The following is a 23,921-nucleotide window of genomic DNA, read 5'->3' on the forward strand; positions in this document are numbered from 1 at the left end:
GCGTCCGCGGAACCGGGTCGCCTGCCCGGCTCCGTTGACACGCGAAGCCGGGAAGCGCTAGGATCATACCTTATTCATCACGTGATGATTTATTCATGACAACCCCTACTCGCATCGTGATCGTCGGCGGCGGCATCGCCGGATTGCAGCTCGCAACCCGCCTCGGCGAACGTCTCGGCCGCACCGGGCGTGCCCAGGTCACCGTGGTCGACCGCAGCCCGACCCATGTCTGGAAGCCGATGCTGCACACGATCGCGGCCGGTACGCGCGACGTGCAGCAACAGCAGGTGATCTTTCTCGCCCATGCGCGCGATCATGGCTACACGTACCAGCCCGGCGAATTGACGGGGCTCGATCGCGCGCGCCGTCGCGTGCAGCTCGGCGAGATTCGCTCGCAGGACGGCGAACGCGTGGTCGACGCGCGCGAACTCGAATACGACGTGCTGATCCTCGCGCTCGGCAGCCAGGCCAACGATTTCGGCGTGCCGGGCGTGCGCGAGCACTGCTACTTCATCGACAGCCAGCGGCAGGCCGAAACCTTCAATGAAGCGCTGCGGATGCGCGTGTTCCGCAGCATCGCGCGCGACGAGCCGTTTCGCGTCGCGATCGTCGGCGCGGGCGCGACGGGCGTGGAGCTGGCGGCGGAACTGAGCCGGCTGCTGGAAGTGGCGCAGGCGTATGGCGACGCGACGGTGCGCGAGCGGCTGCGGCTCACGCTGCTCGAGAGTGGCCCGCGCATTCTCGCCGCATTTCCGCCGCGGATTTCCGCGTCGGCGCAGCGGCGGCTCGAGCAGATCGGCTTTCACGTGCTGACGTCCACGCGCGTGACGGCGGCCGATGCGAACGGCTTCCACTACGGCGACGGTTCGTTCGCCGAAGCAGATCTGATGGTGTGGGCGGCGGGTGTGAAGGCGCCCGATTTCATGCAGGCACTGGGCGGGCTCGACACGAACCGCGCGAACCAGATCCTGGTCGGGCCCACGCTGCAGGCCACGGCCGACGAGCACGTGTTCGCGATCGGCGATTGCGCCAGCCTGCAGCCCGACGGCCACGAACGGCCGCTGCCGCCCACCGCGCAGGTGGCGACCCAGCAGGCCGAACATCTCGCGAAACACCTGCCCGCCTGGCTCGACGGCAAGCCGATGCCGCCGTTCGCGTTCCACGATTTCGGCGCGCTCGTGTCGATCAGCGACTACGACGCGTTCGGCACGCTCGGCCAATTCGGGTTCTTCCGCGGCGGCTTCATCCAGGGGCGTTTCGCGCAATTCAGCCACCTGATGCTGTACCGGCGCCACCAGCAGGCGCTGCACGGATTCTCCAAGGCGACGCTGCTGTGGCTCGCCGAACGGATCAACGGCTGCGTGCAACCGCGCATCCGCCTGTCGTGACGCCGCGTTTCGCGGCGTCGCCCAACGTTTCGAGGAAAGCAAAGATGAGCAACAGTGCAGTTGCCTGGCTCAGGACCGTCGCCGCGATCGGCAGCTTCGACATGCCGTCCGTTTCATGGGCCGCCCCGCGACGGCGCAGCATCACGCGCGATCGCCTGCCGTCGTGGGATGCGACGAGCCAGCCGTCGATCAGCGTGCTCGAGCGGCCCACGGCCGACACCGTGATGATTTCGTGGTGCGACGCGTGCACCGGCCACTACGGCTACCAGAAGCGGCGGTTGTTCACGACGCGCAAGCGCGGCGTCTGCGCGCTGTCGGGGCGGCCGATCGCGCGCGGCGACAGCGTCTACGCGCCGCAACTGCTCGGCTCGGCGCCGGGCAACGCCGCCGCGATGGTGCTGGCGGCGTGCATCGACGAGGCGTGTGCCGCTTAAACGGACGTCGCCTGACCGGCACCATAGGCCGGATCGCGGTTCTGCCGTTCCAGTTCCGCGTCGAGATGCGCGGCATGTGCTTGCGCTTCGGACTCCGACATCAGCTCGCCCTCCCACTTCGCGACCACCGCGCTGGCGATCGAATTGCCGACCGCATTGGTGGCCGAGCGCCCCATGTCGAGGAACGTGTCGACGCCGAGAATCAGCAGCAGTCCTGCTTCCGGGATGTCGAACTGGTGCAGTGTCGCCGCGATCACGACGAGCGATGCGCGCGGCACGCCGGCCATCCCCTTCGACGTCAGCATCAGGACCAGCAGCATCGTGACCTGCGTGCCGAGCGACAGGTGGATGTTGTACGCCTGCGCGATGAACAGCGACGCGAACGTGCAGTACATCATCGAGCCGTCGAGGTTGAACGAATAGCCCATCGGCATCACGAAGCTCGAGATCTTGCGCTTCACGCCGAAGCGGTCGAGCGCGTCGAGGATCTTCGGATACGCGGCTTCGGAGCTCGCCGTCGCGAACGACAGCATGAACGCTTCCTTGATCAGCACCAGCAGCTTGAATACGCGCGGCCCGAGGAACAGCAGGCCGGCGATCACGAGCGTGCTCCACAGCAGGAACAGGCTCACGTAGAAGTCGCCCATGAACACCGCAAACTTCAACAACACCGACAGCCCGTTGACCGCGACGGTCGCGGCCATCGCCGCCAGCACCGCGAGCGGCGCGAGCTTCATCACGTAACCGGTGATCTTCAGCATCACGTGCGCCAGCTGGTCGATCGCGGCGACGAGGATCTTGCCGCGCTCGCCGAGCGCCGACAGCGCGACGCCGAAGAACATCGAGAACACGACGATCTGCAGGATCTCGTTGTTCGCCATCGCCTCGGCGATCGACTTCGGCACCATGTGGCTGACGAAATCCTTCAGCGTGAACTTGGAGGTCGCGAGATGCGCGGATGCGCCGATGTCCGGCAGCGGCAGGCCGAGGTTCTCGCCCGGGCGCAGCAGGTTCGCCATCAGCAGCCCGAGCAGCAGCGAGATCAGCGACGCGGTGACGAACCAGCCGAACGCCTTCACGAACACGCGTCCCACCGACGAAGCGTCGCCCATGTGCGCGATGCCGACGACGAGCGTCGAGAACACCAGCGGGCCGATCACCATCTTGATCAACCGCAGGAACACGTCGGACACGAGGGAGATGTAGCCGGCGATCTCGGTCGCGGACTGCTTGTCCGGAAACTGCGTATAGATCATGTAGCCGATGAAGATGCCGGCCGCCATCGCGAGCAGGATCCAGACTGCCGCAGACATTCGTTTGTTCATAACGGAACTCGATGCACGGAGCAGGAATGAAAAAAATGCGCGCGTCAGTGCCGTGCCACGGCGCGCATTGCGGGTCGGTCGGGCCCGGCATTCCGGGCACCCGCCCCGCCCGATACTGCGGACGTCCGCGAACGGACGCGCTGTCGCTGCCCCGGCGCTCGCGCGATGGCGAACGCCGGGGCAACCGTTCAGCCTGGTGCAATCAGATCAAATCAAATCAGCTCAGGTCAGTAGCCGATCGCCGAACCGGCCGGTCGGCGCGGATCGTTGACGCCGTAGATGTAGCCGACGCGCACGTTGCCCGACACCGACGAATCGTTGCCGGAACTCTGATGGCTCACCGCCTCGGTGCCGGGCAGGCCGACCATGATCAGCTCGGCGGCGCCCCACGGCGTCTGCTCGACCATCTTGTAGCCCATGTTGCGCAGGATCGCGAGCGTGTCGGGCGACAGGCCGCGGGTCTCGTAATAGACCTGATCCGGCAGCCATTGATGATGGATGCGCGGCGCACCGACCGCATCCTGCGGCGTCATCCCGTAGTCGATCACGTTCAGCACGGTCTGCAGCGTGATCGTGATGATGCGCGAGCCGCCCGGCGAGCCGACCACCATGAACACCTTGCCGTCCTTCTTCACGATCGTCGGCGCCATCGACGACAGCGGACGCTTGCCCGGCGCGATCGAGTTGCGCGTGCCCTGCACGAGGCCGAACAGGTTCTGCGCGCCGACCTTGACCGTGAAGTCGTCCATCTCGTCGTTCAGGAAGAAGCCCGTTCCCGGCGCGATCACCACGGCGCCGAAGCGGCCGTTGACGGTGTACGTGGTCGACACCGCGTTGCCGTCGCGGTCGATGATCGAGTAGTGGGTCGTCTCCGGCTTCTCGTGCACGCCGACACCCGGCTGCACGTCGACCGATGCCGTCGCCATGTCGCCGCTGATCTGCTTGCGGATCTCGGCCGCATACTGCTTGCTCGTCAGCTTGGCGACCGGATTGTCGATGAAGTTCGGGTCGCCCAGCAGCGTGTTGCGATCCTCATACGCGTGGCGCATCGCCTCGGTCATGTAGTGGACCACCGACGCCGACTGGTAGCCGAACTTGCGCAGGTCATACCCTTCGAGCACGTTCAGCGTCTCGCACATGGTCACGCCGCCCGAGCTCGGCGGCGGCGCCGACACGAACTCGTAGCCGCGATACGTGCAGGTCAGCGGCGCCATGTCCTGCGCACGATACGACGCGAAATCGGCCGCCGTGATCACGCCGCCGCCGCGCTTCGCCGCGGCTTCGACGATCTTCGGAATCTCGCCGTGATAGAACGCGTCGGGGCCCTGCTCCGCGATGCGCTCGAGCGTGCGTGCCAGGTCCTTCTGCACCAGGCGGTCGCCCGGCTGCAGCGGCGTGCCGTCCGGGCGCAGGAAGATGCGCGCGGCTTCCGGGTCCTTCCTGAAGCGCTGGATCGTCGTGTCGAGGATGTCCGTATCGCCGCGCGTCAGCACGAAGCCGTCGCGCGCGAGCCGGATCGCCGGCTCCATCACCTGCCTGCGCGTCAGCTTGCCGTACTTGCGCTGCGCGAGGTCGAGACCCGCGACCGTGCCCGGCACGCCGACCGCGCGATAGCCGTACAGGCTGTCGTCCGGAATGACGTTGCCGTTCGCATCGAGATACATGTTCGCCGACGCCGCGGCCGGCGCGGTCTCGCGGAAGTTGATGAAGCGGTCGCGGCCGTCGGCCAGGTGCAGGGTCATGAAGCCGCCGCCGCCGATGTTGCCGCAGCACGGATTGGTCACCGCTTGCGCGTAGCCGACCGCCACTGCGGCGTCCACCGCGTTGCCGCCTTCCTTGAGGATGTCGACGCCGATCTGCGACGCGAAGTGCTGCGACGACACGACCATGCCGTTCTTCGCTTCCACCGCGGGTTCCGAAGCGGCGAGCGCGCCTGCGCTGATGGCCGACAACAGAGTAAGTACGACGAGCCGCCTCATGACGGAATCCTCCAGACGAATGACCGGGCCATACCGGGATGCGCAACCGACTCGGAAGGCCGGACGACGCCGCTGATCCGGCATGTAATAAACCATACATTCCGGCGAGGCCGCGATCATAGCATCGGCATTTTCATGTCAAAACCTAGGGTAATTACTGAATTCTCGATGAATTTATGGAAACGTTCCGATCGATAATGTTTAATACATTACATAATCAGCCGATTGACGACCCGAATGATGCGCCCCTCTAATCTGTGGCCTCACACGGTCCGCGGCGCGGCGATCGGCTAACATGCACGGCGTCGCCGGCAGACGCATGCCTGCCGTTTGTCATTCATTCAGATAAAAACAAGCCGGAGTGCCCGATGGGGACAAGCATCAGGGCGTTGCTGCTATCCCAGATGGATAGCTTCACGCCGTCGGAACAGAAGGTCGCGCACGCGCTGCTGGATCGCTATCCGAGCCTCGGGCTCGGGCCGATCGCGAGCTTCGCGAAGCAAGCCGAAGTCAGCGACCCGACCGTGTTCCGCTTCGTCGTGCGAATCGGCTTCCCGAACTACTCGTCGTTCCAGCAGGCGCTGCACGACGAGATCGATACCGCGATGAATTCGCCGCTCGCGCGGATGGATGCGTTCCACTCGGAATCGGGGATGCGCGACAGCCATGCGGCGATCTTCCAGCGGCTCTCGCAATCGCTTGCCACCACGATCGAGGGACTCGACGCGGCGGCGTTCGACGAAGCGGTGACGCTGCTGGCCGATCCGGAAATCCGCGTGTTCTGCGGCGGCGGGCGTTATACCGCGCCGCTCGCGTCGCTGTTTTCGTTCACGCTCGCGTATGCACGCCCGCATGTGCAGTACGTCGAGCCGAACCTGAATCTCGCGTCGGTGTCGCTGACCGACATGGGGCCCGGCGACGTGCTGGTCATTTTCGATTTTCGCCGCTATCAGAAGGACAGCATCCGGTTCGCGCAGGCCGCGCACCAGCTCGGCGTGCGCGTGCTGCTGATCACCGACGAATGGCGCTCGCCGATCAGCGCGTTCGCCGAGATCGTGCTGCGGATCCAGGGGCGCCCGTTCGCGATGCTGCAGACCAACGTGCCGGCGCTGGCGCTCGCCGAAGCGCTGGTGATCGGCGTGACGAACCGGCTTCCCGAACTGGCGCGGCAGAGGATGGAAAAGATCGAGCGGCTCAGTACGGGCGGCAGCGCGCAGGACGCGAATCAGCGGGATTTGCCCGAATGACGGTCGCGCGTCATTCGGGCGCGGACGTCAGCTCTCCACGTCCTCGAGACTGAACACTTCCGTCTTGTCGTTATACGAAAAGACTTCGCCGTAACGCCCCCAGTCGATCACCGCGTCGAGCGTTTCCTCGGCCGCCTCGTCCGACAGGAAATCCTCCAGCTCCTGCTCGAAACGCACGCGCGGCGCACGATGGCCGGGGCGCTCGTTCAGCACCTTCCGGATCCGCGCGGCGAGCGGCACGTGCTTCAGCAGGTGATCCGCGAACATCAGCTTGCGTTCCTGCGTGCCGAATTCCGCGAACACGCGCGCGGGCGGCGTCAGGAACACGTCGCCTTCGCGCACGTCGGCGAAACCGAGGTACTGCAGCACTTCGGCGATCGGAAACAGTTCGTCCACTTCCAGATGCAGCGTGCGCGCGATTTCCGGCATGTCGGCACGACCGTGATACGGCGCCATCGCGAGCGTCTCGATCAGGCCGGCCATCAGGTTGGTCGACACGCGCGGCATCCAGCTGCCGAGCTCGAGCCCCTTCTTCGTCGCCTCGTTGGTCTGGCGGGCCGTCATCTTCGCGTAGATGTCGTCGACCAGCTTGCGGAAATCCGGATCCAGCCGGTTGCGCGGATGCTTGAACGGTACCTTGATCTCGGCGATCACGCGGCCCGGATTCGACGACAGCACGAGAATGCGGTCGCACATGAACACCGCTTCCTCGATGTTGTGCGTGACGATCAGCACCGACTTGATCGGCATGCGGCCTTGCGTCCACAGGTCGAGCAGGTCGGTACGCAGCGTCTCGGCGGTCAGCACGTCGAGTGCGGAAAACGGCTCGTCCATCAGCAGGATCGTCGGATCGACCACGAGCGCGCGCGCGAAGCCCACGCGCTGGCGCATGCCGCCCGACAGTTCGCGCGGATACGCGTTCTCGAAGCCGTCGAGACCGATCAGGTCGATCGCGGCGAGCGCGCGTTCGCGCCGCTCGCGTGCGCCGACGCCGAGTGCTTCGAGGCCGGCTTCCACGTTCTGCAGCACGGTCAGCCACGGAAACAGCGCGAAGGTCTGGAACACCATCGCGACGCCTTCGGCCGGGCCGCGCAGCGGCTTGCCCAGATAGGTCACGTCACCGCCGGTCGGCTCGATCAGCCCGGCGATGATCCGCAGCAGCGTGGACTTGCCCGAACCGGAGCGGCCGAGCAGCCCGACGATCTCGCCTTCGCGCAACGACAGGTTCGCGTCGTCGAGCACGAGCAACTCGCCCTGCGACTTGTTGAAGCCGCGATTCACGTGTTCGACGCGCAGGATTTCCTCGCCGAGGCGCGGCGGCTGAAGCGGCTGGGACGTCTGGACAGGGGCGTTGATTACGGTCTGGTTTTGCATCGCGCTTACTCTCAATCGAGACGGAGCCGGGATTCCGCATAGGCGTACATCGGACGCCACAGCAGACGGTTGAACAGGGTAACGAACAGGGACATCACGGCGATGCCCAGGATGATCTTCGGAAAATCGCCGGCGGCAGTCATCTGTGCGATGTACGAGCCGAGGCCATGCGCGACGACCCTGGTGTCGCCCCACTGCACGAACTCGGACACGATGCTCGCGTTCCACGCGCCGCCCGATGCGGTGATCGCACCGGTCACGTAGTACGGGAAAATGCCGGGCAGCATCGCCTGGCGCCACCACTGCCAGCCGCGAATGCGGAAGTTCTTCGTCGCTTCCTTGTAGTCGTTCGGATAGGACATCGCGCCGGCGATCACGTTGAACAGGATGTACCACTGCGTGCCGAGCACGATCAGCGGCGACAGCCAGATGTCCGCGTTCAGATGGAAATGGACGATCACGATCACGAACACCGGGAACAGCAGGTTCGCCGGGAACGCGGCGAGGAACTGCGCGAGCGGCTGGATCTTCTCGGCCAGCGCGGGGCGCAGCCCGATCAGCACGCCGAGCGGCACCCAGATCACCGACGCGATCGCGATCAGCACCAGCACGCGCAGCAACGTGATCAGCCCGAGCACCACCACGTGGCCGACCTCGCCCATCGTCACGCCGGTCGCCACGAAGCTGACGACGCGCCACCCGACGTACACCGTCAGCAGGATCACGAACGCGCCCCACACGACGTCGCCGACGCGCGACGAACCGCGCGCCGACGTGCCGCGCGAGCGCTTGCCCGTGAGCGCCGGCACGCGCAACGGAATCCGCGCGGCCTGCGACAGCAGCCAGCCGGCCGGCACGAGCAGCTGGTGGATCAGGTGCGTGCGGCGCAGCATGTCGAGCAGCCAGGACTGCGGCGCATCGCCCGACGCGGTGTTTTCCATCCGGAACTTGTCGGCCCACGCGACGAGCGGGCGGAACAGGAACTGGTCGTACGCGAGGATCACGACCGACATTGCGACGATCACCCAGCCCACCGCACCGAGGTTCTTGTCGGCGATCGCCTGCGCGAGATACGCGCCGATGCCCGGCAGCGTGATCGTCTGGTTGCCGACGGTGATCGCCTCCGACGCGACGACGAAGAACCAGCCGCCCGACATCGACATCATCATGTTCCAGATCAGCCCCGGCATCGAGAACGGCACCTCGAGCTTCCAGAAGCGCTGCCACGGCGTCAGGTGGAAGCCGCGCGACACTTCGCTCAGGTCGCGCGGCACCGTGCGCAGCGACTGGTAGAAGCTGAACGTCATGTTCCACGCCTGGCTCGTGAAGATCGCGAAGATCGCCGCGAGCTCGGCGCCGAGCACGCGGCCCGGGAACAGTGCGAGGAAGAACGTGACCGTAAACGAGATATAGCCGAGCACCGGCACCGACTGCAGGATGTCGAGGATCGGGATCAGCACCATGCCGGCACGGCGGCTTTTCGCGGCGAGCGTGCCGTACACCAGCGTGAACGCGAGCGACGCGACCATCGCGGCGAGCATCCGCAGCGTGGTGCGCAACGCGTATTCGGGCAGGTTCGACGGATCGAGCGAGATCTTCTGCGTCTGCAGCACGGCGATCGGCGCCATCGTCTGATGAAAGCCGACGATCGCCATTGCGAGTATGCCGATGATCAGCGGAAACGCGACCGCATCCCAGCGGTTGGGGAGCACGCGCCACGCGGACGCGTTGGCGGTGCGATTCGGATCGAAGAAACTGATATCCATCGGTAGCGTCTTGGTCGAATTGAAAATCGATGGGATCGGCCGCGTGACGCGCGGCCGGATGCGCCGTTAGCCGGCGCGGCTCAGAACGGCTTGTGGCGGGCCCGGCACAGGACCGCCGAACGCGCGATCGACGCGGGCAAGACCAGCACCCGCGCGACGGCGGGCAGCATAATCGGCAGGACCGAACCTTCCTTGACCGGACCGGGATCCACGCTCAGGTGAACGCCGACGTAGACGATGCCGCAGGCAACGATCGGCACGAACGGCGCGAAGCCGATGGTGCGCGTGCGATGACCGCCCGCACCGCTGGTTTCCGTTGCCGCGAGATTCGGCATGAGGGGCTCCGGAGAAGTGATTCGGTGTCGCAGGCTATCGGGCGGACATGACGCAAACGTGACGTGTCACTTACAGGACATTGACAGGTCATCCGCCGGTGGTCGGTCATTGCGCCGCAAGCCGCGAGCAACCTCGCAACGCGCGGGAATAAATCCGCCGCCGCAGCGGTATGGCATACGAAGGCGCCGGCTTATTCCAGGACGATCCGGCCGTCCGGTTCCGTCACACGAATGCGAGGCTCACATGTCTTCATCGAATCCCACCCGCCCGTCGCGTCGCAAGGCCCTGCAATGCATGGCGTTCGGCGGCCTCGGCACGCTGTTTACACTGTCGGGCGGCATCCTGACGCCGTTCGACCTCGCGCTCGCGCAAAGCGGCGCCGCACTCCCCGCGGACAAGGGCCGGCCGCTGTTCGTGCAGATCAGCGACACGCACATCGGCTTCAACAAGGACGCGAATCCCGACGTCGCGGCCACGCTGCGGCAGACCATCGAGCTCGTCAACGCGATGCCTGCCACGCCCGCGCTCGCGATCCATACCGGCGACATCACGCACCTGTCCAAGGCAGCGGAGTTCGACCAGGCGTCGCAGCTGCTGTCCGCGCTGCGCGTGCCGGAGCTGCATACGGTGCCTGGCGAACACGACGTGACCGACGGCTCGGGTGCCGAATATTTCAGCCGCTTCGGCAAGGCGTCGGACAACCGCGGCTACTACAGCTTCGATCACGCGGGCGTGCACTTCGTCGCGCTCGTCAACGTGATGCACTTCAAGCCGAACGGGCTCGGCAGCTTCGGCGACGAGCAGCTCGCGTGGCTCGCGCAGGATCTGAAGGGGCAATCGTCGAGCACGCCGATCGTCGTGTTCTCGCACATGCCGATGTGGACCATCTACGAGCCGTGGGGCTGGGGCACCGGCGACGCACCGCAGACGATGGCGCTGCTGCGCCGATTCGGCTCGGTCACCGTGCTGAACGGGCACATTCACCAGATCGTGTCGAAGGTCGAAGGCAACGTGACGTTCCACACCGCGCGCTCCACCGCGTTCCCGCAGCCGACCGCCGGCAACGGCCCCGGCCCGGTGCCGCTCACCGTGCCGCGCGACCGGCTGCCCGCGATGCTCGGCGTGACGACCGTCGACTTCGCCGGCCATCCCGTGGCGGCGTCGCTGCGCGACACGACGCTGGCCTGATCCCTCGCCCGATTCCGCTACGCAAGGAGACCGACATGACCATCCTCAAGCCCTCGACGCTGCTGGCGGCGCTGACCCTGTGCGCGGCCGCCGCCGGCACGCCGCTCGCCGCATTCGCGCAACCCCCGGCCGGCCCGCTCGTGACGATCCACAACTTCATGTTTTCGCCGATGTCGACCACGATCAAGGCCGGCACGACGGTCACGTGGAAGAACCTCGACGCGGAACCGCATACCGTCGTCAACGACGCGGGCATCTTCCATTCGAATGCGCTCGACCAGGACGAGACCTACTCGTTCCGCTTCGACAAGCCGGGGGTCTACAAGGTGTTCTGCGGGATTCATCCGTACATGAAGGAGACCATCACCGTGGAATGACGCGGCGCGCCGCGCCACGCGCGCGAAGGTCCGGCACCGCGGAGCGACGCCCGCCGATCGCCTACACTGGTTCCAACCGGCCGGCCCCCGCCGGCCGTCACCGACCACGAGGCAAGCGATGACGGCAAGTCAACCCGCACACCCGAAGCTACCTGGGCAGGTCGTGCTCGTGCTCCAGGGCGGCGGCGCACTGGGCGCATACCAGCTCGGCGTATTCGAGGCGATGGACGCGGCGGGCATCCAGCCCGACTGGGTGATCGGCACGTCGATCGGCGCGATCAACGCGGCGCTGATCGCCGGCAACGCGCCCGCGCACCGCGCGCAGCGAATGGCCGAATTCTGGCGCCACGTCACCGAACGGCCCGCCGTGACCGTGCCGGGCTTCCCGACGACCTGGGACAAGATCGGCTCGGAACTCGCGGTGATCGGCGCGGGCCTCACGGGATTCTTTCGGCCGAATCCCGCCGCGTGGCTCGGGCCGCTCGCGCGGGTCGGCGTCGAGCACGCGTCGTACTACGTGGTCGAGCCGCTGCGCGACACGCTCGCGTCGCTGATCGACCTCGACCTGCTGAATGCGTGCCGGCCGCGACTGACCGTCGGCGCGGTCAACGCGTGCACCGGCACGATGCGATATTTCGATTCGCGCGACCGGCCGCTCGACCTCGACCACGTGATGAGCTCGGGCGCGCTGCCGCCCGCGTTTCCGGCCGTGCGGATCGACGGCGCACCCTACTGGGACGGCGGCATCTATTCGAATACGCCGGTCGAGGTCGTGCTCGACGATGCGCCGCGCCGCAGCTCGATCATCTTCTCGGTGCAGATGTGGAATCCGGTCGGGCCCGAGCCGCAAAGCATCTGGCAGGTGTCGGAGCGGCAGAAGGACATCCAGTACGCGAGCCGCACGGACGGCAACATCGCGCGGCAACAGCAGATTCACCGGCTGCGCCACGTGATCAAGGAACTGGTGATGCGGCTGCCGGAGGCGGAGCGCACGTCGGCCGACGTGCAGGCGCTCGCCGCGTGGGGCTGCCAGACGACGATGCACGTGATCAAGCTCGCGGCGCCGCGGCTCGACGGCGACGATCAGTGGAAGGACATCGATTTCACGCCGGACGGCATCGCGGCGCGCCGGCAGGCCGGGTTCGACGCGACGATGCAGGCGATCGCCGCGAGACCGTGGGATCAGCCGATGGACCCGACGGAAGGGCTCAGCGTCTGGAGCCCGGAGGAGAACCGGATCGGCGAACGGCACAACTGAGGCAGCCGGCGCAACGTCCGCGCGCGCACCGCCCTGCCCGGCAGCGGCTTAAAGCGCGCGGACGATGCCGCCGTCGACGCGAATGTTCTGCCCGGTAATGTAGCCGGCGCCTTCCGAAAGCAGGAACGTCACGGTCTGCGCGATCTCCTGTGTCTTGCCGAAACGGCCGGCCGGAATGCGGGCCACGATCTCGGGCGTCTCCGGCCAGCTGTCGATGAAGCCGGGCAGCACCGAATTGATGCGGATGTTGTCCTTCGCGTACCGGTCGGCGTACAGGCGCGTGAAGGCGCTGAGCGCCGCGCGCAGCGCGGACGACACCGGCATCGCCTGCTCGGGCGCGTCGGCCGCGAAGCTCGAGATGTTGACCACCGCGCCGCCGCCCTGCTTCAGGAAGACCGGTGTCACGCGGCGCAGCACGCGCGCGACGTTGAGCACGATCAGGTCGAGCCCTTCGTGCCATTTGTCGTCGTCGATCGAGAGCAGGTCGCCCTTCGGCGGATGCCCGGTATTGTTGACGACCGCATCGATACGGCCGTACTTCGCGAGCGTCTCGTTCACGAAGCGCGCGATGTCGGCGTCTTCGGTGACCGACCCCGCCACGCCGAACCCGCCGAGTTCCTTCGCCAGTTCGACCGCGCTGCCGGACGGCGACATCAGCGCGACGCGATAACCGTTGCCCGCGAGATCCCGCGCAATCGCGGCGCCCATGCCCTTGCCCGCCGCCGTCACCAAAGCCACTTTCTCTACAGTCATGCTGTTCTCCTGAATGGGTCGGCGCAGCGCCGCGATCATCGTCCATGGCAGCACTGTAGGACTCTATAATCGGCTTGTCGAACCATGATTTCTCCACCCACCCTGTAGAATTTCTACTGCATGAAGGCGCTATCGCGTATCCGCCGGTTCCCGCCGCTCAATGCGCTTCGCGCGTTCGAGGCCGCCGCGCGACACCTCAATTTCCGGCTGGCCGCCGACGAACTCGGCGTGACCCAGGGCGCGGTGGCGCAACAGGTCAGGCATCTGGAGGACGTCGTGGAGGTTCAGCTGTTCCGGCGGCTGCCCAGGGGGCTGGCGCTGACGCGCGAAGGGCTCGAGTATTTTTCGTCGGTCCAGCGTGCGCTGCAGATCATCTCCGACGCCACGGACGCGCTCGGGCAGCGCCCGACGGTTCTGGCGGTCAGCACGACGCCGTCGTTCGCGTCGAAGTGGCTGATTCCGCGCCTGTCGGACTTCGGCCGGCTGCATCCCGACATCGAAGTGCGCGTGATCGCCGACGAAAGGCTTGCGTCGTTCCGGGCCGACGGCGTCGACATCGCGATTCGACTGAGCAAGCCGCCGTTCCCGGCCGGCCTGGTCGCCGAGTTGCTGTTTCCGCTCGACATCTTTGCCGTCGCCAGCCCGAAACTGCTCGACAGCGGCTCGCCGATCCGGACGCCCGCGGACCTCGCAAAGCATGTGCTGTTGCACGACGCGCACGATCTGTGGCCCGAGTTCATCGACAAGCTCGGCGGCAAAGGCCGGGCCGATCCGACGAAAGGGCCGCGGTTCAGCCAATCGCTGCTCGCAATCGACGCCGCGGTCGCCGGCCAGGGCATCGCGCTGACCAGCGAGCCGCTGGTCGAACGCGATATCGCGGATGGCCGACTGCGGCGCGTGTTCGATTTTTCGTTTCCAATGTCGCTCGGGTTTTACGTCGTCTTTCCGCAGGCCAGTGCGCACTCGGAAGCGCTCGATGCGATGCGGCGGTGGCTGTTCGCGCAGTACGGGAACGGGTGACGCGCTGAAGTCCGACCGACCAACAACCCCACTTCCATCAGTGCCTTCACACGTATCGTTATTTTACGATATATGATTCGCCCATCGACGATACCCGTATGCCCAGAACACCACGCCCTTCCATGCCGACCGAACTCGACATCGACGCGATCCTGAAAGCGCTCTCGAACCCCGTGCGCCGGGAAATCCTCGTCTGGCTGAAAACGCCGGGCGCGCATTTCCCGGAGCAGACGCTGCCGTACGACCACGGCGTCTGCGCCGGGCAGATCGACGCGCGCTGCGGGCTGTCGCAGTCGACGGTTTCCGCGCACCTCGCGACGCTGCAGCGCGCGGGGCTCGTGACGTCGACGCGGATCGGCCAGTGGGCGTTCTTCCAGCGCAACGAGGCCGTCATCGACGCATTTCTCGACGCCCTGCGTCGCGAACTCTGACCCAGGACATGCGGGCCACCCGTCGCGCACGACGCGACGGCCATCCCGCCTTTCGTGAAGAGGTTACCTCCATGCCTACCCTGTTCGATCCCGTTACCCTCGGCGACCTGACTCTACCGAACCGCGTCGTGATGGCGCCGCTCACCCGTGCCCGCGCCGGCAGCGCGCGCGTGCCCAACGACCTGATGGCCCGCTATTACGCCGAGCGCGCATCGGCCGGCCTGATCATCAGCGAAGCGACTTCGGTCACGCCGCAGGGTGTCGGCTACGCGGACACGCCGGGCATCTGGTCCGACGAACAGGTGGAAGGCTGGAAGCGCGTGACGCAGGCCGTGCACGCGGCGGGCGGCCGCATCGTGCTGCAGCTCTGGCACGTCGGCCGGATTTCCGATCCGGTGTTCCTGGACGGCGACCTGCCGGTCGCGCCGAGCGCGATCGCCGCGGGCGGTCACGTGAGCCTCGTGCGGCCGCCGCGTCCGTACGTGACGCCGCGCGCGCTCGACATCGATGAAATTCCGGGTATCGTCGCCGCGTACCGCAGGGGCGCGGAAAACGCGAAGAAGGCGGGCTTCGACGGCGTCGAGATCCACGGCGCGAACGGCTACCTGCTCGATCAGTTCCTGCAGGACAGCACCAACCTGCGCACCGACGCGTACGGCGGCCCGATCGAGAACCGCGCGCGCCTGCTGCTCGAAGTGGTCGACGCGGCGATCGACGTGTGGGGCGCGGGCCGTGTCGGCGTGCACCTCGCACCGCGCGGCGACGCGCACACGATGGGCGATTCCGATCCGGCCGCGACGTTCGGCTACGTCGCACGCGAACTCGGCCGCCGCAAGATCGCGTTCATCTTCACGCGTGAATCGTATTCGGGCGACCAGCTGAGCCCGCGTCTGAAGGAGGCGTTCGGCGGCCCGCTGATCGCGAACGAGCAGTTCACGCTCGAATCGGCGCAGGACACGCTCGCGAGCGGCCACGCCGACGCGATCGCGTGGGGCAAGCTGTTCATCGCGAATCCGGACCTGCCGCGTCGACTCGAACTCGGCGCACCGCTGAACAAGCCGGTGCCGGAGACGTTCTACGCCGAAGGCGAAACGGGTTACACCGACTACCCGGCGCTCAGCGACGCGGCATGACGGCCGGCGGCACGTTCATGCGCACACGTCCGCGCGCATGAACACGCGCTGCGTCTCGTCGAGCCCACGCGCGACGTGATGCGCGCGGACCGCATGCAGCGTGTCGTCGAGCGATGCGTCGTCGATGATGTCGAAGCCCAGGCGCGCGTAGTACGGCGCATTCCACGGCGCGTCGCGAAACGTCGACAGCACGACCTGCGCGATGCCGTCTTGCGCGGCGCGTGTCATGATCCGTTCAATCAGGCGCGCGCCGATCCGCTGCCCCGCATGCGACGGCGCGACGTCCAGTTCCTCCAGATAAAGCCGCTGCGCATCGAGCAGCCGGTAGAACGCGAAACCCACGCAGCCCCCCGCTTCGTCCGTCGCCACATACGCGCGGCCGTCGTCGATGCGTGCGAGCACGTCGGCCGCATCGGTCGGCTCGCCTTCGGCGATGTCGGACATGCCGATGTCGCGAAAGCGCTGGGCGGCGGCCACTTCCACGGCGGCCATCGCGGCCGCGTCTTCCCGCGTGGCGGGACGAATCCGGATCGATACTGTCATCACGACGAGGTAGGCAGGCAGGAACGGCCGTCACTATAATCGAAACTTCATACCTTTCGAACGCCTTGCCCACGAGGTTCGCCATGACGCTGTCCGCGCTCGCCGTGTTCGCCATCGCCCTGCTCGTCACCGCCGGCACGCCCGGCCCGAGCGTCGCCGCGCTCGTCGCGCGCGTGCTGACGAACGGCGTGCGAGACGTGCTGCCGTTCCTCGCCGCGATGTGGATCGGCGAGGCGCTGTGGCTCACGCTGGCGGTGGCCGGGCTGTCGGCGTTCGCACGCACGTTCGAGACGGGCCTGCTCGTGCTGAAGCTGCTCGGCGTCGCGTACCTGCTGTTCCTCGCGTGGAAGATGTGGACCGCGCCGACCGACACGCAGGCCGGCGACCTGCCGCGCGGGCAGTCGCCGTGGCGCATGTTCGTCGCGGGCACGCTGGTCACGCTCGGCAACCCGAAGATCATGCTGTTCTATCTCGCGCTGCTGCCGACGATCGTCGATCTGACGCATGTCGGTGTGCTCGCGTGGGCCGAGCTGGTCGGCACGATGCTGGCGATCCTGATCCTCGCCGACTGCTTCTGGTCGCTGCTCGCGGTGCGTGCGCGCGCATTTCTGACGTCGGCACGCGCGAAGCGGGTCGCGAACCGCACGAGCGCGACCGCGATGGCGGGTGCGGCGGTGGCGATCGCGACGCGGTAGTCCGTCGATCGCACACCATCCCGTTCTCCGTAGACCTGCAATGCCGCAACTCGAGAAAATTCCCGCGGCACTTGCCGCACTGTCGATTTCTCGTCGCGAGATCGTGCTTCCGCTCGACGCCGCGCTCGAATGCATTGACTATTGCGAGCGTCATCGCATTCCGATCTATGGTTGGGAAGGTTGGGTCCTGACTGTCGGCGAGTTCGCGGTCTTCAATGCGAATGCGCTAACAACCCATTAGCCTGCGCCTGCCACCCACCACGGGCCCATCCTCATTACACTCGACCAACGCCCGCACCAGCGCCCAGTCATCGTCGTCGCAGAAATCGAGCAGCATCGCGCCACACGGACCGCGCGTTTCACGCAACCGCGCCGCGAGCCGCGCCTGAATCCCGACTACCCTGCCGTCGCCGCGCGCGACCACCGACGGATTCGCGCCCATCCCCGTGCCGCTGCAGAAATTGATCGCCCAGCGCCCGCTCTCCGGCGACGGCATGCGGCTCAGCAGCGCATCGATCACACGCCACTTGTAGTGGATCGACCCGGCGACAGGCACACGGTATTCATCCTGGATCACGAACGCCGCATCCGGATGATCGATCGTAAACGTCGCATTGTCGGGCCACGCGGTCAGGTCGATGCCCAGCGGCCGGCTGCTGCGGAACCGCCGCAACAGCACCATCGCGCCGCGCACATCGCCGAGCGCCGGCAGCGCGCGGCCCGCATGCCAGCGCAGCCGCGGATGCCGCGCGCAATGCGCATCGAACGTCGCGTCGAAACTGCGCGTGCACGCATGCGCGGGCCATTCGTCCTTCACCGACATCACGATGCATTCGCGCGGATGCGCATCGAGAAAGCGCGTGCAGTCCGCGAGCACGTCGTCGAACGACAGGCCGAGCGCGATGCCGCCGTGATGGATGTCGAACGTATCGCCCCGGTGCCGGCAGCGAATGTCGAGCAGCCGCACGCCATGCGCGAGCTGCGCATCGAGCGGCGCGCGCTGCGTGCGTACGAGCGGATCGTCGACCGTATACGCACAGGTGTCATGGCTGCCCGGTAGGGTCAGCGTATGCAGCGGCCGCGCGTCGTCGAGCGCCGACATCCAGTCGGCCAGCGGCGTGGAGGCTTCGTGTCGCGAAGGGATCATGAATCGATGACTGACAAGGAAAGAAAGACGTGGGTGACCGCGTCGGATGTCGCCGTGCGGGCCGGCGTGTCGCGCTCCGCGGTGTCGCGCGCGTTCTCGCCGACGGCGAGCATCGCGCCCGAGACGCGCGAACGCGTGATGGCGGCCGCGCGTGCGCTCGGCTACCAGGTCAACCTGATCGCGCGCGACATGATCACGCAGCGCAGCAGCATGATCGGCGTCGTGACGGCCGGTTTCGAGAATCCGTTCCGCGCACGGCTGCTGTCGGACCTGATGGCCGCGCTCGGGCAGCGCGCGTTCACGCCGCTCGTGACCAATGCGGACGATCCGCATCAGGTCCGGCAATCGCTGGAGCGGCTGCTCAGCTACCGGATCGCGGGCCTGGTGATGACGTCCGCTTCGCCGCCGCTGTCGGTCGCGCAGCAGTATCTCGACCACCGGATTCCCGTCGTGATGATCAACCGCGAAGCGAACCTGCCGGGCGCGGACGTCGTCGTCAGCGACAACGCGACGGGCGCCGTCCATGCGGCGCAACGGCTCGTGCGGGCCGGCGCGCGCCGGCTCGCGTTCGTCGGGCCGCGTACCGCGAGCTACAGCGCACGCGCGCGCGCGGAGGCGTTCGCGCAGGCGCTGCAACACGGCGACGCGTACGATGCGGCGCTCGTCCGCGTGATCGATACGGACTCCGACACGCACGCATGCGGCCTCGACGCCGCGCGGCAACTGTTCGCGACGGGCGAGCGGCCGGACGGTGTGTTCTGCTCGTCCGACCTGCTCGCGCTCGGCATGATCGACGCCGCGCGCGACGCCTTCGGCTTGCGCGTGCCCGACGACCTGCGCGTGATCGGCTTCGACGACATCCCCGCCGCCGCATACGACGCCTACCGGCTCTCGACGCTGCGCCAGGACACGCAAGGCCTCGCGCACGCGGCCGTCGACCTGCTCGCCGACCGGATCCAGACGTTCGACGGCGCGTCGCGCACGCGGGTCGTGCCGGTTACGCACGTGGCGCGGCATAGCTGCGCGTAACGCGTCGTGTCACTTCAGTCCGCCGGCGAAGCCGCGCAGCAGGTAGCGCTGCACGTAGCCGGCCACCGCAAGGGTCGGCAGCGACGCCAGCAGCCCCGCGCTCATCAGGTCGCCCCAGTCGATGCCGTTCTCCGTCACGTAACCGGCAATCGCGAGCGGCAGCGTAAAGCGGCTCGGCGTCGACACGAACAGCAGCGCGATCAGGAACTCGTTCCATGCGGCGATGAACACGAAGATCGCGGTCGCGATCAGCCCCGGCGCGCACAGCGGCAACACGATCTGCACGAGCCGCCGCGCGAGCCCCGCGCCGTCGATGCACGCGGCCTCCTCGTATTCGACGGGCACGTCGCGCACGAACGCGAGCAGCATCCAGATCGCCATCGGCAGCGCGTAGATCTGGTAAGCAAGCATCAGCCCGAGCGTCGAATCGAGCAGATGCAACCGCTTCGCGAGCGCGAACAGCGGCACCGCGATCGTGATCGGCGGCATCAGCTTCAAGGCCAGCACGAGCATCAGGAACAGCACATCCAGCCGCGCCGGAAACCGCAGCCGCACGAGCGCGTATGCGGCCGGAAACGCGAGCGTCAGCGCGAGCAGCGTCGTGCCGAACCCGACCAGCAGCGAATTGGCGAGCGGCGCGCCGATACCGTTCGACCACACCGACGCGAAATGCTCGAACGTCGGTGCAGCCGGCCAGATCCGTAGCGGATGATCGAGGCGTTCGAGCGTCGGCATGAACGCCGCGCCGGCCATCCACAGGCACGGCAGCAGCAACAGCGCGAGCGCAATGATGCGCAGCGCCAACGGCGCGGCATGCGCGAACGCGGCACCCTTTCGCGCGTGCGCGAGGTACGCGGATCGCGCCGTCATGCGCGCCGCTTGCGAACCGTCTGCCATACGTACCCCGAAACGAGCAGCGCGGACGCCGCGAGCATCAGCACCGACGCGGCGCTCGCCGGCCCGACGTTGAAGAAGCGGAAGCCCGTGTCGTAGATGTAGGTCGACAGCGTCTGCGTCGCGTTGCCGGGGCCGCCGCCCGTCAGCGCGTAGACCTTGTCGAACAGCTTGAACGTGTCGATCGATCGCAGCAGCAGCGCGAGGCCGATCTGCGGCGCCGCGAGCGGCAGCGTGATGTCGCGCAGGCACTGCCATTCGCTCGCGCCATCGGTGCGCGCGGCTTCGTACAGTTCCTGCGGGATCGATTGCAGCCCGGCCAGTACGATCAGGAACGCCATCGGCGTCCACTGCCACACGTCGACGAGCGCGAGCGACCACAACGCAAGATGCGGATCGGACAGCCAGCGCACGCCTTCGACGCCGAACGCGGCGAGCAGCGCGTTCAGGAAGCCGTCGAAGTTGAGCCAGTTGCGCCAGATCGCCGAGCACACGAGCGTCGACAGCATCATCGGCAGGATCGCGAGCGGCAGCGCAATGCGCCGCCCCGGAAACGCGCGCACGAACAGCAGCGCGAGACCGAAGCCGAGCCCGACCTCGACGAGCGACGCCGCGATCGTGAAGCGCAGCGTATTGCCGAAACCGGCCGCGAACGCGTCGTCGCCGAGCACCGCGCGATAGTTCGCGAGCCCCGCGAATGCGCGACGGCCCGCCGTGTAGTCGACCTGGCAGAACGAGTCGATCAGCACCTGCGCGACGGGGTACAGCGCGAGCGCGGCCAGCACCAGCAGCGCGGGCCCGAGCAGCGCGACGAACGGCAGGCTGCGGCCGAGGGCTTTCATGCGCGGATTCCGGACGATGCGTGGCGGCGTGCCGTCACTTGCCGGCCGCGGCCATCGCCTGCGCGATCTTCTGCTGCGCCTGGCGCAGCGCGGCGTCGGGAGTGGCCTGCCCGGTCAGCGCGAGCTGCAGCTGGTCGCCGAGAATGCTCTCGACCTGCTGCCAGTCCTTCACGCGCGGCCGCGCACGGCCGGCCTCGAGCGCCTTCAGCTGATCGGGGTACCAGCGGTACTGGCGCACCAGCGCCGGATCGGCGAACACGCTGCGGCGCGTCGGCGGAATGCCGATCCCGGCGAGACGCGTTTGCGTGTCGCGCGAGCTCAGGTAGGCCAGAAAATCCTGCGCGAGCTTCGCGTGCGGCGCATCCTTCGGAATGCCCATCTGCCAGATGCCGAGCATCGGCGCCGGGCCGGCCGTCTGCCCGGGCGGCGGCTGCAGCGCGATCTGCCCGACCACGCGCGACTGCTTCGGATCGTCGAGCGCCGGGATCCACGCCGGCCACACCTCGATCGACTGCGCGGCCGTGCCGCGCTGCAGTGCGTCGCGCACCTCGGCGGCGCCGTACACGTCGACGTCCTTCGGCGCGGCGGTCTTCAGCGCAAGGAAAGTCTTCAGCGCGGCCTGCGACTCACGCGAATCGATCGTCACGTTGCCGGCACGGTCGAACACGTCGCCGCCGTAGGCCCACAGGATCGGCAGGAAGCCCGTCACGACCGGGTTGCCCTTGGTGCCGCGGAACACGACGCCCGACACGCTCTTGTCCGCGCCGCCGATGGTCTGCGCGATCTTCAGCACGTCGTCCCAGTTGCGCGGCGGCTGCAGCTGGTACTTCGCGAGCAGATCCTTCCGGTACGCGAACATCTCGACGTTGCCGACGATCGGCAGCGCGTACAGCGCGCCCGCCGCGTTGCGGCCGAGCGCGACCGCGGACGGCACGAGATCGGCGTCGGCGAGCGCTGACGGCAGCGGCTTCAGCCAGCCGTTGCCGATGAATTCGGGTGCCCACGTATCGTCCATCATCACGAGGTCGTACGTGCCGGTGCCTTCGCGCATCGACAGCTTCAGCTTCTGGTACAGGTTCGCGTTCGGCAGCTTGAGCAACTCGATGTCGGTGCCCGGATGCAGCTTGGTGAAGCCGGCGACGGCGTCGGCCAGCCCCTTGCCGTAGATGTCGTCGCGGCCCGCGATGACGAGGTCCGCCGCGAAGGCGTGCGAGGCGGCAAGGGACAGCGCAACGGCGGCGGACAGCGCGCGCAGGCGGCTCAGCAGGGTCATGTGGTCTCTCTCGATCGGCGTGGTGGCGAGCCGCCGGGCGTTGCACACGTGTGCAACGCGGGCGACGCTTCGGGCGGCCTGAAGCGAACGCCATTGTTCACGTCGATCGTTAAGAATTTGTGGCACGCGGCGAAAGCGGCCGACGGTGCGGCCGCCCGCCCCGCCCACCGCCCGTGCCACCGTGTGCGTGCCGTCAGAAGTTCACGCGAATCCCGGCCATCACCGCGAGTTGCCGGCTCGAATTGCTGTTCGCGAGCACCGGAATCTGCGCGTAGTTCACCGCATTGCCGTTCGCGTCGGTGCCGAGCCCCGTGCCGCTCGCGATCTGGCCGATCGCGACCGCATACAGCGCGGTGCGCTTCGACAGGCTGTAGTTCGTGCCGACGTTGACCTGGTGAAAGCGCGTCGTGCCGCGGCCGTCCGTGTGCGCGGCGTTGAAGATGTACGCGACGCCGCCTTGCAGCGCGGGCGTGAACATGTACGTGGCGTTCAATTCTCCGATGTCGAACGTGAACGCCTGCGTGCGCGGCTGCGCGCCGGTCGAGAAATAGCGGCTGTCGCCGAGGCGCGTGTGCGTGTAGGTCAGCGCGAGCGTCGCCGCGCCGAGCGTCACCGAGCCGCCCGCGCCGAACGCGCGCATCGAGCCGGCGTCCTGCAGCAGGCAGTACATCGCGCCCGGATTGCTGCACGCGAAGTCGCCGATATAGCCGCTCGCGCCGCCGAGCGCCGCGTCGAGCGGCTGGTGCAGGTCGAGATAGCCGACCGAGAACGCGACCGGCGCACGCGTGTAGGTTGCGGCGACCGCATAGCCGCGCTTCGCGGAAAAGTCGCCGGCCTGGCCGCCGAAGCTGAACGTGCCGCCGAACGTCAGGCCGTTGAAATCCGCGCTGGTGAACTTCACCGCGTTGTTGAAGTTGAACGCGGCGTTCAGGTTGTCGACGTCGCCGAGGTGCGAGCCGTACGGCGTCGCCCAGTTGTTGCTCGATACATAGGCGCCGAGCATGTCCGTGTACGAGTCGTATTGCCGGCCGAGGCCGAGCGTGCCGATCGCATCCTGGCGCAGCCCGACCCACGCCTGCCGGCTGAACGCGGTGCCGCCCTGCAGCGCCTGCCCGCTCGCGGACAGGAACTGCTGTTCGAGCGAAAACACCGCGTCGAGCCCGCCGCCGAGCGGCTCGGCACCCTGGAATCCGAAGCGGGACGGCACGAGGTTGCCGCCGCCCATCTGCCATGCATGGCCGCCGCCCGTGCTGCCGTCGGCGCGCGTGAACTGCTGGTTCGTCGAATAGATGACGCCGGTGTCCACGGTGCCGTACAGCGTCACGCTGCCGGAGGTCTGCGCGTGCGCGTGCATGCAACCCAGCGTGGCCGCGGCCGCGGCCAGTCTTCGTCCGATCTTCATGTCCCGTCCCTCTGTTGTCATCGATTCGTAGTGCGAACCGATGGTGTTGTCGATTTCGGTGACAGGACTCTATCCAGCGAAAATTCG

The 23,921-nt window shown here is 67.3% G+C and carries 24 protein-coding genes; 12 read left to right on the forward strand and 12 right to left on the reverse strand.

Features of this window, described 5'->3' with window-relative positions:
- Positions 1-95: 95 nt before the first annotated feature.
- Together DIE12_RS11555 and DIE12_RS11560 are read left to right on the forward strand one after the other, a co-directional pair.
- Complete coding sequence (locus DIE12_RS11555) at positions 96-1,388, forward strand: NAD(P)/FAD-dependent oxidoreductase (RefSeq protein ID WP_124521859.1); 1,293 nt, start codon at positions 96-98, stop codon at positions 1,386-1,388.
- A gap of 44 nt (positions 1,389-1,432) precedes the next feature.
- Positions 1,433-1,822 carry a DUF3331 domain-containing protein gene (locus tag DIE12_RS11560; RefSeq protein WP_124521861.1) on the forward strand — a complete coding sequence of 130 codons (390 nt, stop codon included), beginning with the start codon at positions 1,433-1,435 and terminating at the stop codon, positions 1,820-1,822.
- On the opposite strand, the gene DIE12_RS11565 is transcribed toward DIE12_RS11560, so the two are convergent.
- Complete coding sequence (locus DIE12_RS11565) at positions 1,819-3,147, reverse strand: dicarboxylate/amino acid:cation symporter (RefSeq protein WP_044846692.1); 1,329 nt, start codon at positions 3,145-3,147, stop codon at positions 1,819-1,821. The genes DIE12_RS11560 and DIE12_RS11565 overlap by 4 nt on opposite strands.
- 227 nt (positions 3,148-3,374) lie before the next feature.
- Complete coding sequence (gene ggt, locus DIE12_RS11570; protein WP_124521863.1) at positions 3,375-5,126, reverse strand: gamma-glutamyltransferase; 1,752 nt, start codon at positions 5,124-5,126, stop codon at positions 3,375-3,377.
- Between the two features lie 368 nt (positions 5,127-5,494).
- Between ggt and DIE12_RS11575 the strand changes: the two genes are divergently transcribed.
- Positions 5,495-6,373 carry a MurR/RpiR family transcriptional regulator gene (locus tag DIE12_RS11575; RefSeq protein WP_124521865.1) on the forward strand — a complete coding sequence of 293 codons (879 nt, stop codon included), beginning with the start codon at positions 5,495-5,497 and terminating at the stop codon, positions 6,371-6,373.
- Positions 6,374-6,400: 27 nt separating this feature from the next.
- Here the strand turns inward: DIE12_RS11575 and DIE12_RS11580 are convergent, their stop codons facing one another.
- The 3 genes from DIE12_RS11580 to DIE12_RS38605 all read right to left on the reverse strand — a co-directional run bounded on the left by DIE12_RS11580 (position 6,401) and on the right by DIE12_RS38605 (position 9,848).
- On the reverse strand, positions 6,401-7,747 hold the full coding sequence (locus DIE12_RS11580; protein ID WP_124521867.1) for an AAA-associated domain-containing protein: 1,347 nt from the start codon (positions 7,745-7,747) through the stop codon (positions 6,401-6,403).
- 11 nt (positions 7,748-7,758) lie between these two features.
- Positions 7,759-9,513, reverse strand: a complete 1,755-nt coding sequence (locus tag DIE12_RS11585) for an ABC transporter permease subunit (protein ID WP_124551245.1) — start codon at positions 9,511-9,513, stop codon at positions 7,759-7,761.
- A gap of 80 nt (positions 9,514-9,593) precedes the next feature.
- Complete coding sequence (locus DIE12_RS38605; protein ID WP_260426322.1) at positions 9,594-9,848, reverse strand: phosphate transporter; 255 nt, start codon at positions 9,846-9,848, stop codon at positions 9,594-9,596.
- A gap of 244 nt (positions 9,849-10,092) precedes the next feature.
- On the opposite strand from DIE12_RS38605, the gene DIE12_RS11595 reads away from it, so the two are divergent.
- From DIE12_RS11595 to DIE12_RS11605, 3 genes are all read left to right on the forward strand, one after another.
- Positions 10,093-11,037 (forward strand): metallophosphoesterase, encoded by a 945-nt coding sequence (locus DIE12_RS11595; protein ID WP_044846687.1) that lies wholly within the window; start codon positions 10,093-10,095, stop codon positions 11,035-11,037.
- A 35-nt stretch (positions 11,038-11,072) separates the two neighbouring features.
- On the forward strand, positions 11,073-11,414 hold the full coding sequence (locus DIE12_RS11600) for a cupredoxin domain-containing protein (RefSeq protein ID WP_124489034.1): 342 nt from the start codon (positions 11,073-11,075) through the stop codon (positions 11,412-11,414).
- A 118-nt stretch (positions 11,415-11,532) separates the two neighbouring features.
- Complete coding sequence (locus tag DIE12_RS11605) at positions 11,533-12,672, forward strand: patatin-like phospholipase family protein (RefSeq protein ID WP_124523729.1); 1,140 nt, start codon at positions 11,533-11,535, stop codon at positions 12,670-12,672.
- A 48-nt stretch (positions 12,673-12,720) separates the two neighbouring features.
- Here DIE12_RS11605 and DIE12_RS11610 read toward each other — a convergent pair whose 3' ends face one another.
- Complete coding sequence (locus tag DIE12_RS11610; RefSeq protein ID WP_124523727.1) at positions 12,721-13,425, reverse strand: SDR family oxidoreductase; 705 nt, start codon at positions 13,423-13,425, stop codon at positions 12,721-12,723.
- Positions 13,426-13,545: 120 nt separating this feature from the next.
- On the opposite strand from DIE12_RS11610, the gene gcvA reads away from it, so the two are divergent.
- The 3 genes from gcvA to DIE12_RS11625 all read left to right on the forward strand — a co-directional run bounded on the left by gcvA (position 13,546) and on the right by DIE12_RS11625 (position 16,009).
- Entirely contained in the window at positions 13,546-14,445 is a 900-nt protein-coding gene (gcvA, locus tag DIE12_RS11615) for a transcriptional regulator GcvA (RefSeq protein WP_124489037.1), read from the forward strand.
- Positions 14,446-14,567: 122 nt separating this feature from the next.
- Positions 14,568-14,876: a helix-turn-helix transcriptional regulator gene (locus DIE12_RS11620; protein WP_044846683.1), complete on the forward strand. Its 309-nt coding sequence runs from the start codon at positions 14,568-14,570 to the stop codon at positions 14,874-14,876.
- Positions 14,877-14,947: 71 nt separating this feature from the next.
- Positions 14,948-16,009 (forward strand): alkene reductase, encoded by a 1,062-nt coding sequence (locus tag DIE12_RS11625; protein ID WP_044846682.1) that lies wholly within the window; start codon positions 14,948-14,950, stop codon positions 16,007-16,009.
- Positions 16,010-16,024: 15 nt separating this feature from the next.
- Here DIE12_RS11625 and DIE12_RS11630 read toward each other — a convergent pair whose 3' ends face one another.
- A complete protein-coding gene (locus DIE12_RS11630; RefSeq protein WP_124523725.1) occupies positions 16,025-16,552 on the reverse strand; it encodes a GNAT family N-acetyltransferase in 528 nt (175 codons plus the stop codon).
- A gap of 83 nt (positions 16,553-16,635) precedes the next feature.
- Here DIE12_RS11630 and DIE12_RS11635 point away from each other — a divergent pair, with 83 nt between their 5' ends.
- A complete protein-coding gene (locus tag DIE12_RS11635; protein ID WP_044846680.1) occupies positions 16,636-17,247 on the forward strand; it encodes a LysE family translocator in 612 nt (203 codons plus the stop codon).
- 40 nt (positions 17,248-17,287) lie between these two features.
- The gene (locus DIE12_RS11640) at positions 17,288-17,488 is read left to right on the forward strand and encodes a hypothetical protein (protein ID WP_124523723.1); all 201 of its coding nucleotides are present in this window, start codon (positions 17,288-17,290) and stop codon (positions 17,486-17,488) included.
- On the opposite strand, the gene DIE12_RS11645 is transcribed toward DIE12_RS11640, so the two are convergent.
- The gene (locus DIE12_RS11645; RefSeq protein ID WP_185500297.1) at positions 17,474-18,394 is read right to left on the reverse strand and encodes a phosphatidylinositol-specific phospholipase C; all 921 of its coding nucleotides are present in this window, start codon (positions 18,392-18,394) and stop codon (positions 17,474-17,476) included. The two genes, DIE12_RS11640 and DIE12_RS11645, sit on opposite strands and share 15 nt — an antisense overlap.
- Positions 18,395-18,400: 6 nt before the next feature.
- On the opposite strand from DIE12_RS11645, the gene DIE12_RS11650 reads away from it, so the two are divergent.
- Positions 18,401-19,423 (forward strand): LacI family DNA-binding transcriptional regulator, encoded by a 1,023-nt coding sequence (locus DIE12_RS11650; RefSeq protein WP_124523721.1) that lies wholly within the window; start codon positions 18,401-18,403, stop codon positions 19,421-19,423.
- A 9-nt stretch (positions 19,424-19,432) separates the two neighbouring features.
- Here the strand turns inward: DIE12_RS11650 and DIE12_RS11655 are convergent, their stop codons facing one another.
- From DIE12_RS11655 to DIE12_RS11670, 4 genes are all read right to left on the reverse strand, one after another.
- The gene (locus DIE12_RS11655; RefSeq protein WP_124523719.1) at positions 19,433-20,293 is read right to left on the reverse strand and encodes a carbohydrate ABC transporter permease; all 861 of its coding nucleotides are present in this window, start codon (positions 20,291-20,293) and stop codon (positions 19,433-19,435) included.
- Positions 20,290-21,159 (reverse strand): carbohydrate ABC transporter permease, encoded by an 870-nt coding sequence (locus tag DIE12_RS11660; RefSeq protein ID WP_124523717.1) that lies wholly within the window; start codon positions 21,157-21,159, stop codon positions 20,290-20,292. Before DIE12_RS11660 ends, DIE12_RS11655 begins: the two co-directional genes overlap by 4 nt.
- A gap of 34 nt (positions 21,160-21,193) precedes the next feature.
- Entirely contained in the window at positions 21,194-22,432 is a 1,239-nt protein-coding gene (locus DIE12_RS11665; RefSeq protein WP_124523715.1) for an ABC transporter substrate-binding protein, read from the reverse strand.
- A 193-nt stretch (positions 22,433-22,625) separates the two neighbouring features.
- Entirely contained in the window at positions 22,626-23,834 is a 1,209-nt protein-coding gene (locus DIE12_RS11670) for a porin (protein WP_124523713.1), read from the reverse strand.
- Positions 23,835-23,921: the final 87 nt, after the last annotated feature.

The sequence above is a fragment of the Burkholderia sp. Bp9015 genome (assembly GCF_003853505.1).
Taxonomy (GTDB): domain Bacteria; phylum Pseudomonadota; class Gammaproteobacteria; order Burkholderiales; family Burkholderiaceae; genus Burkholderia.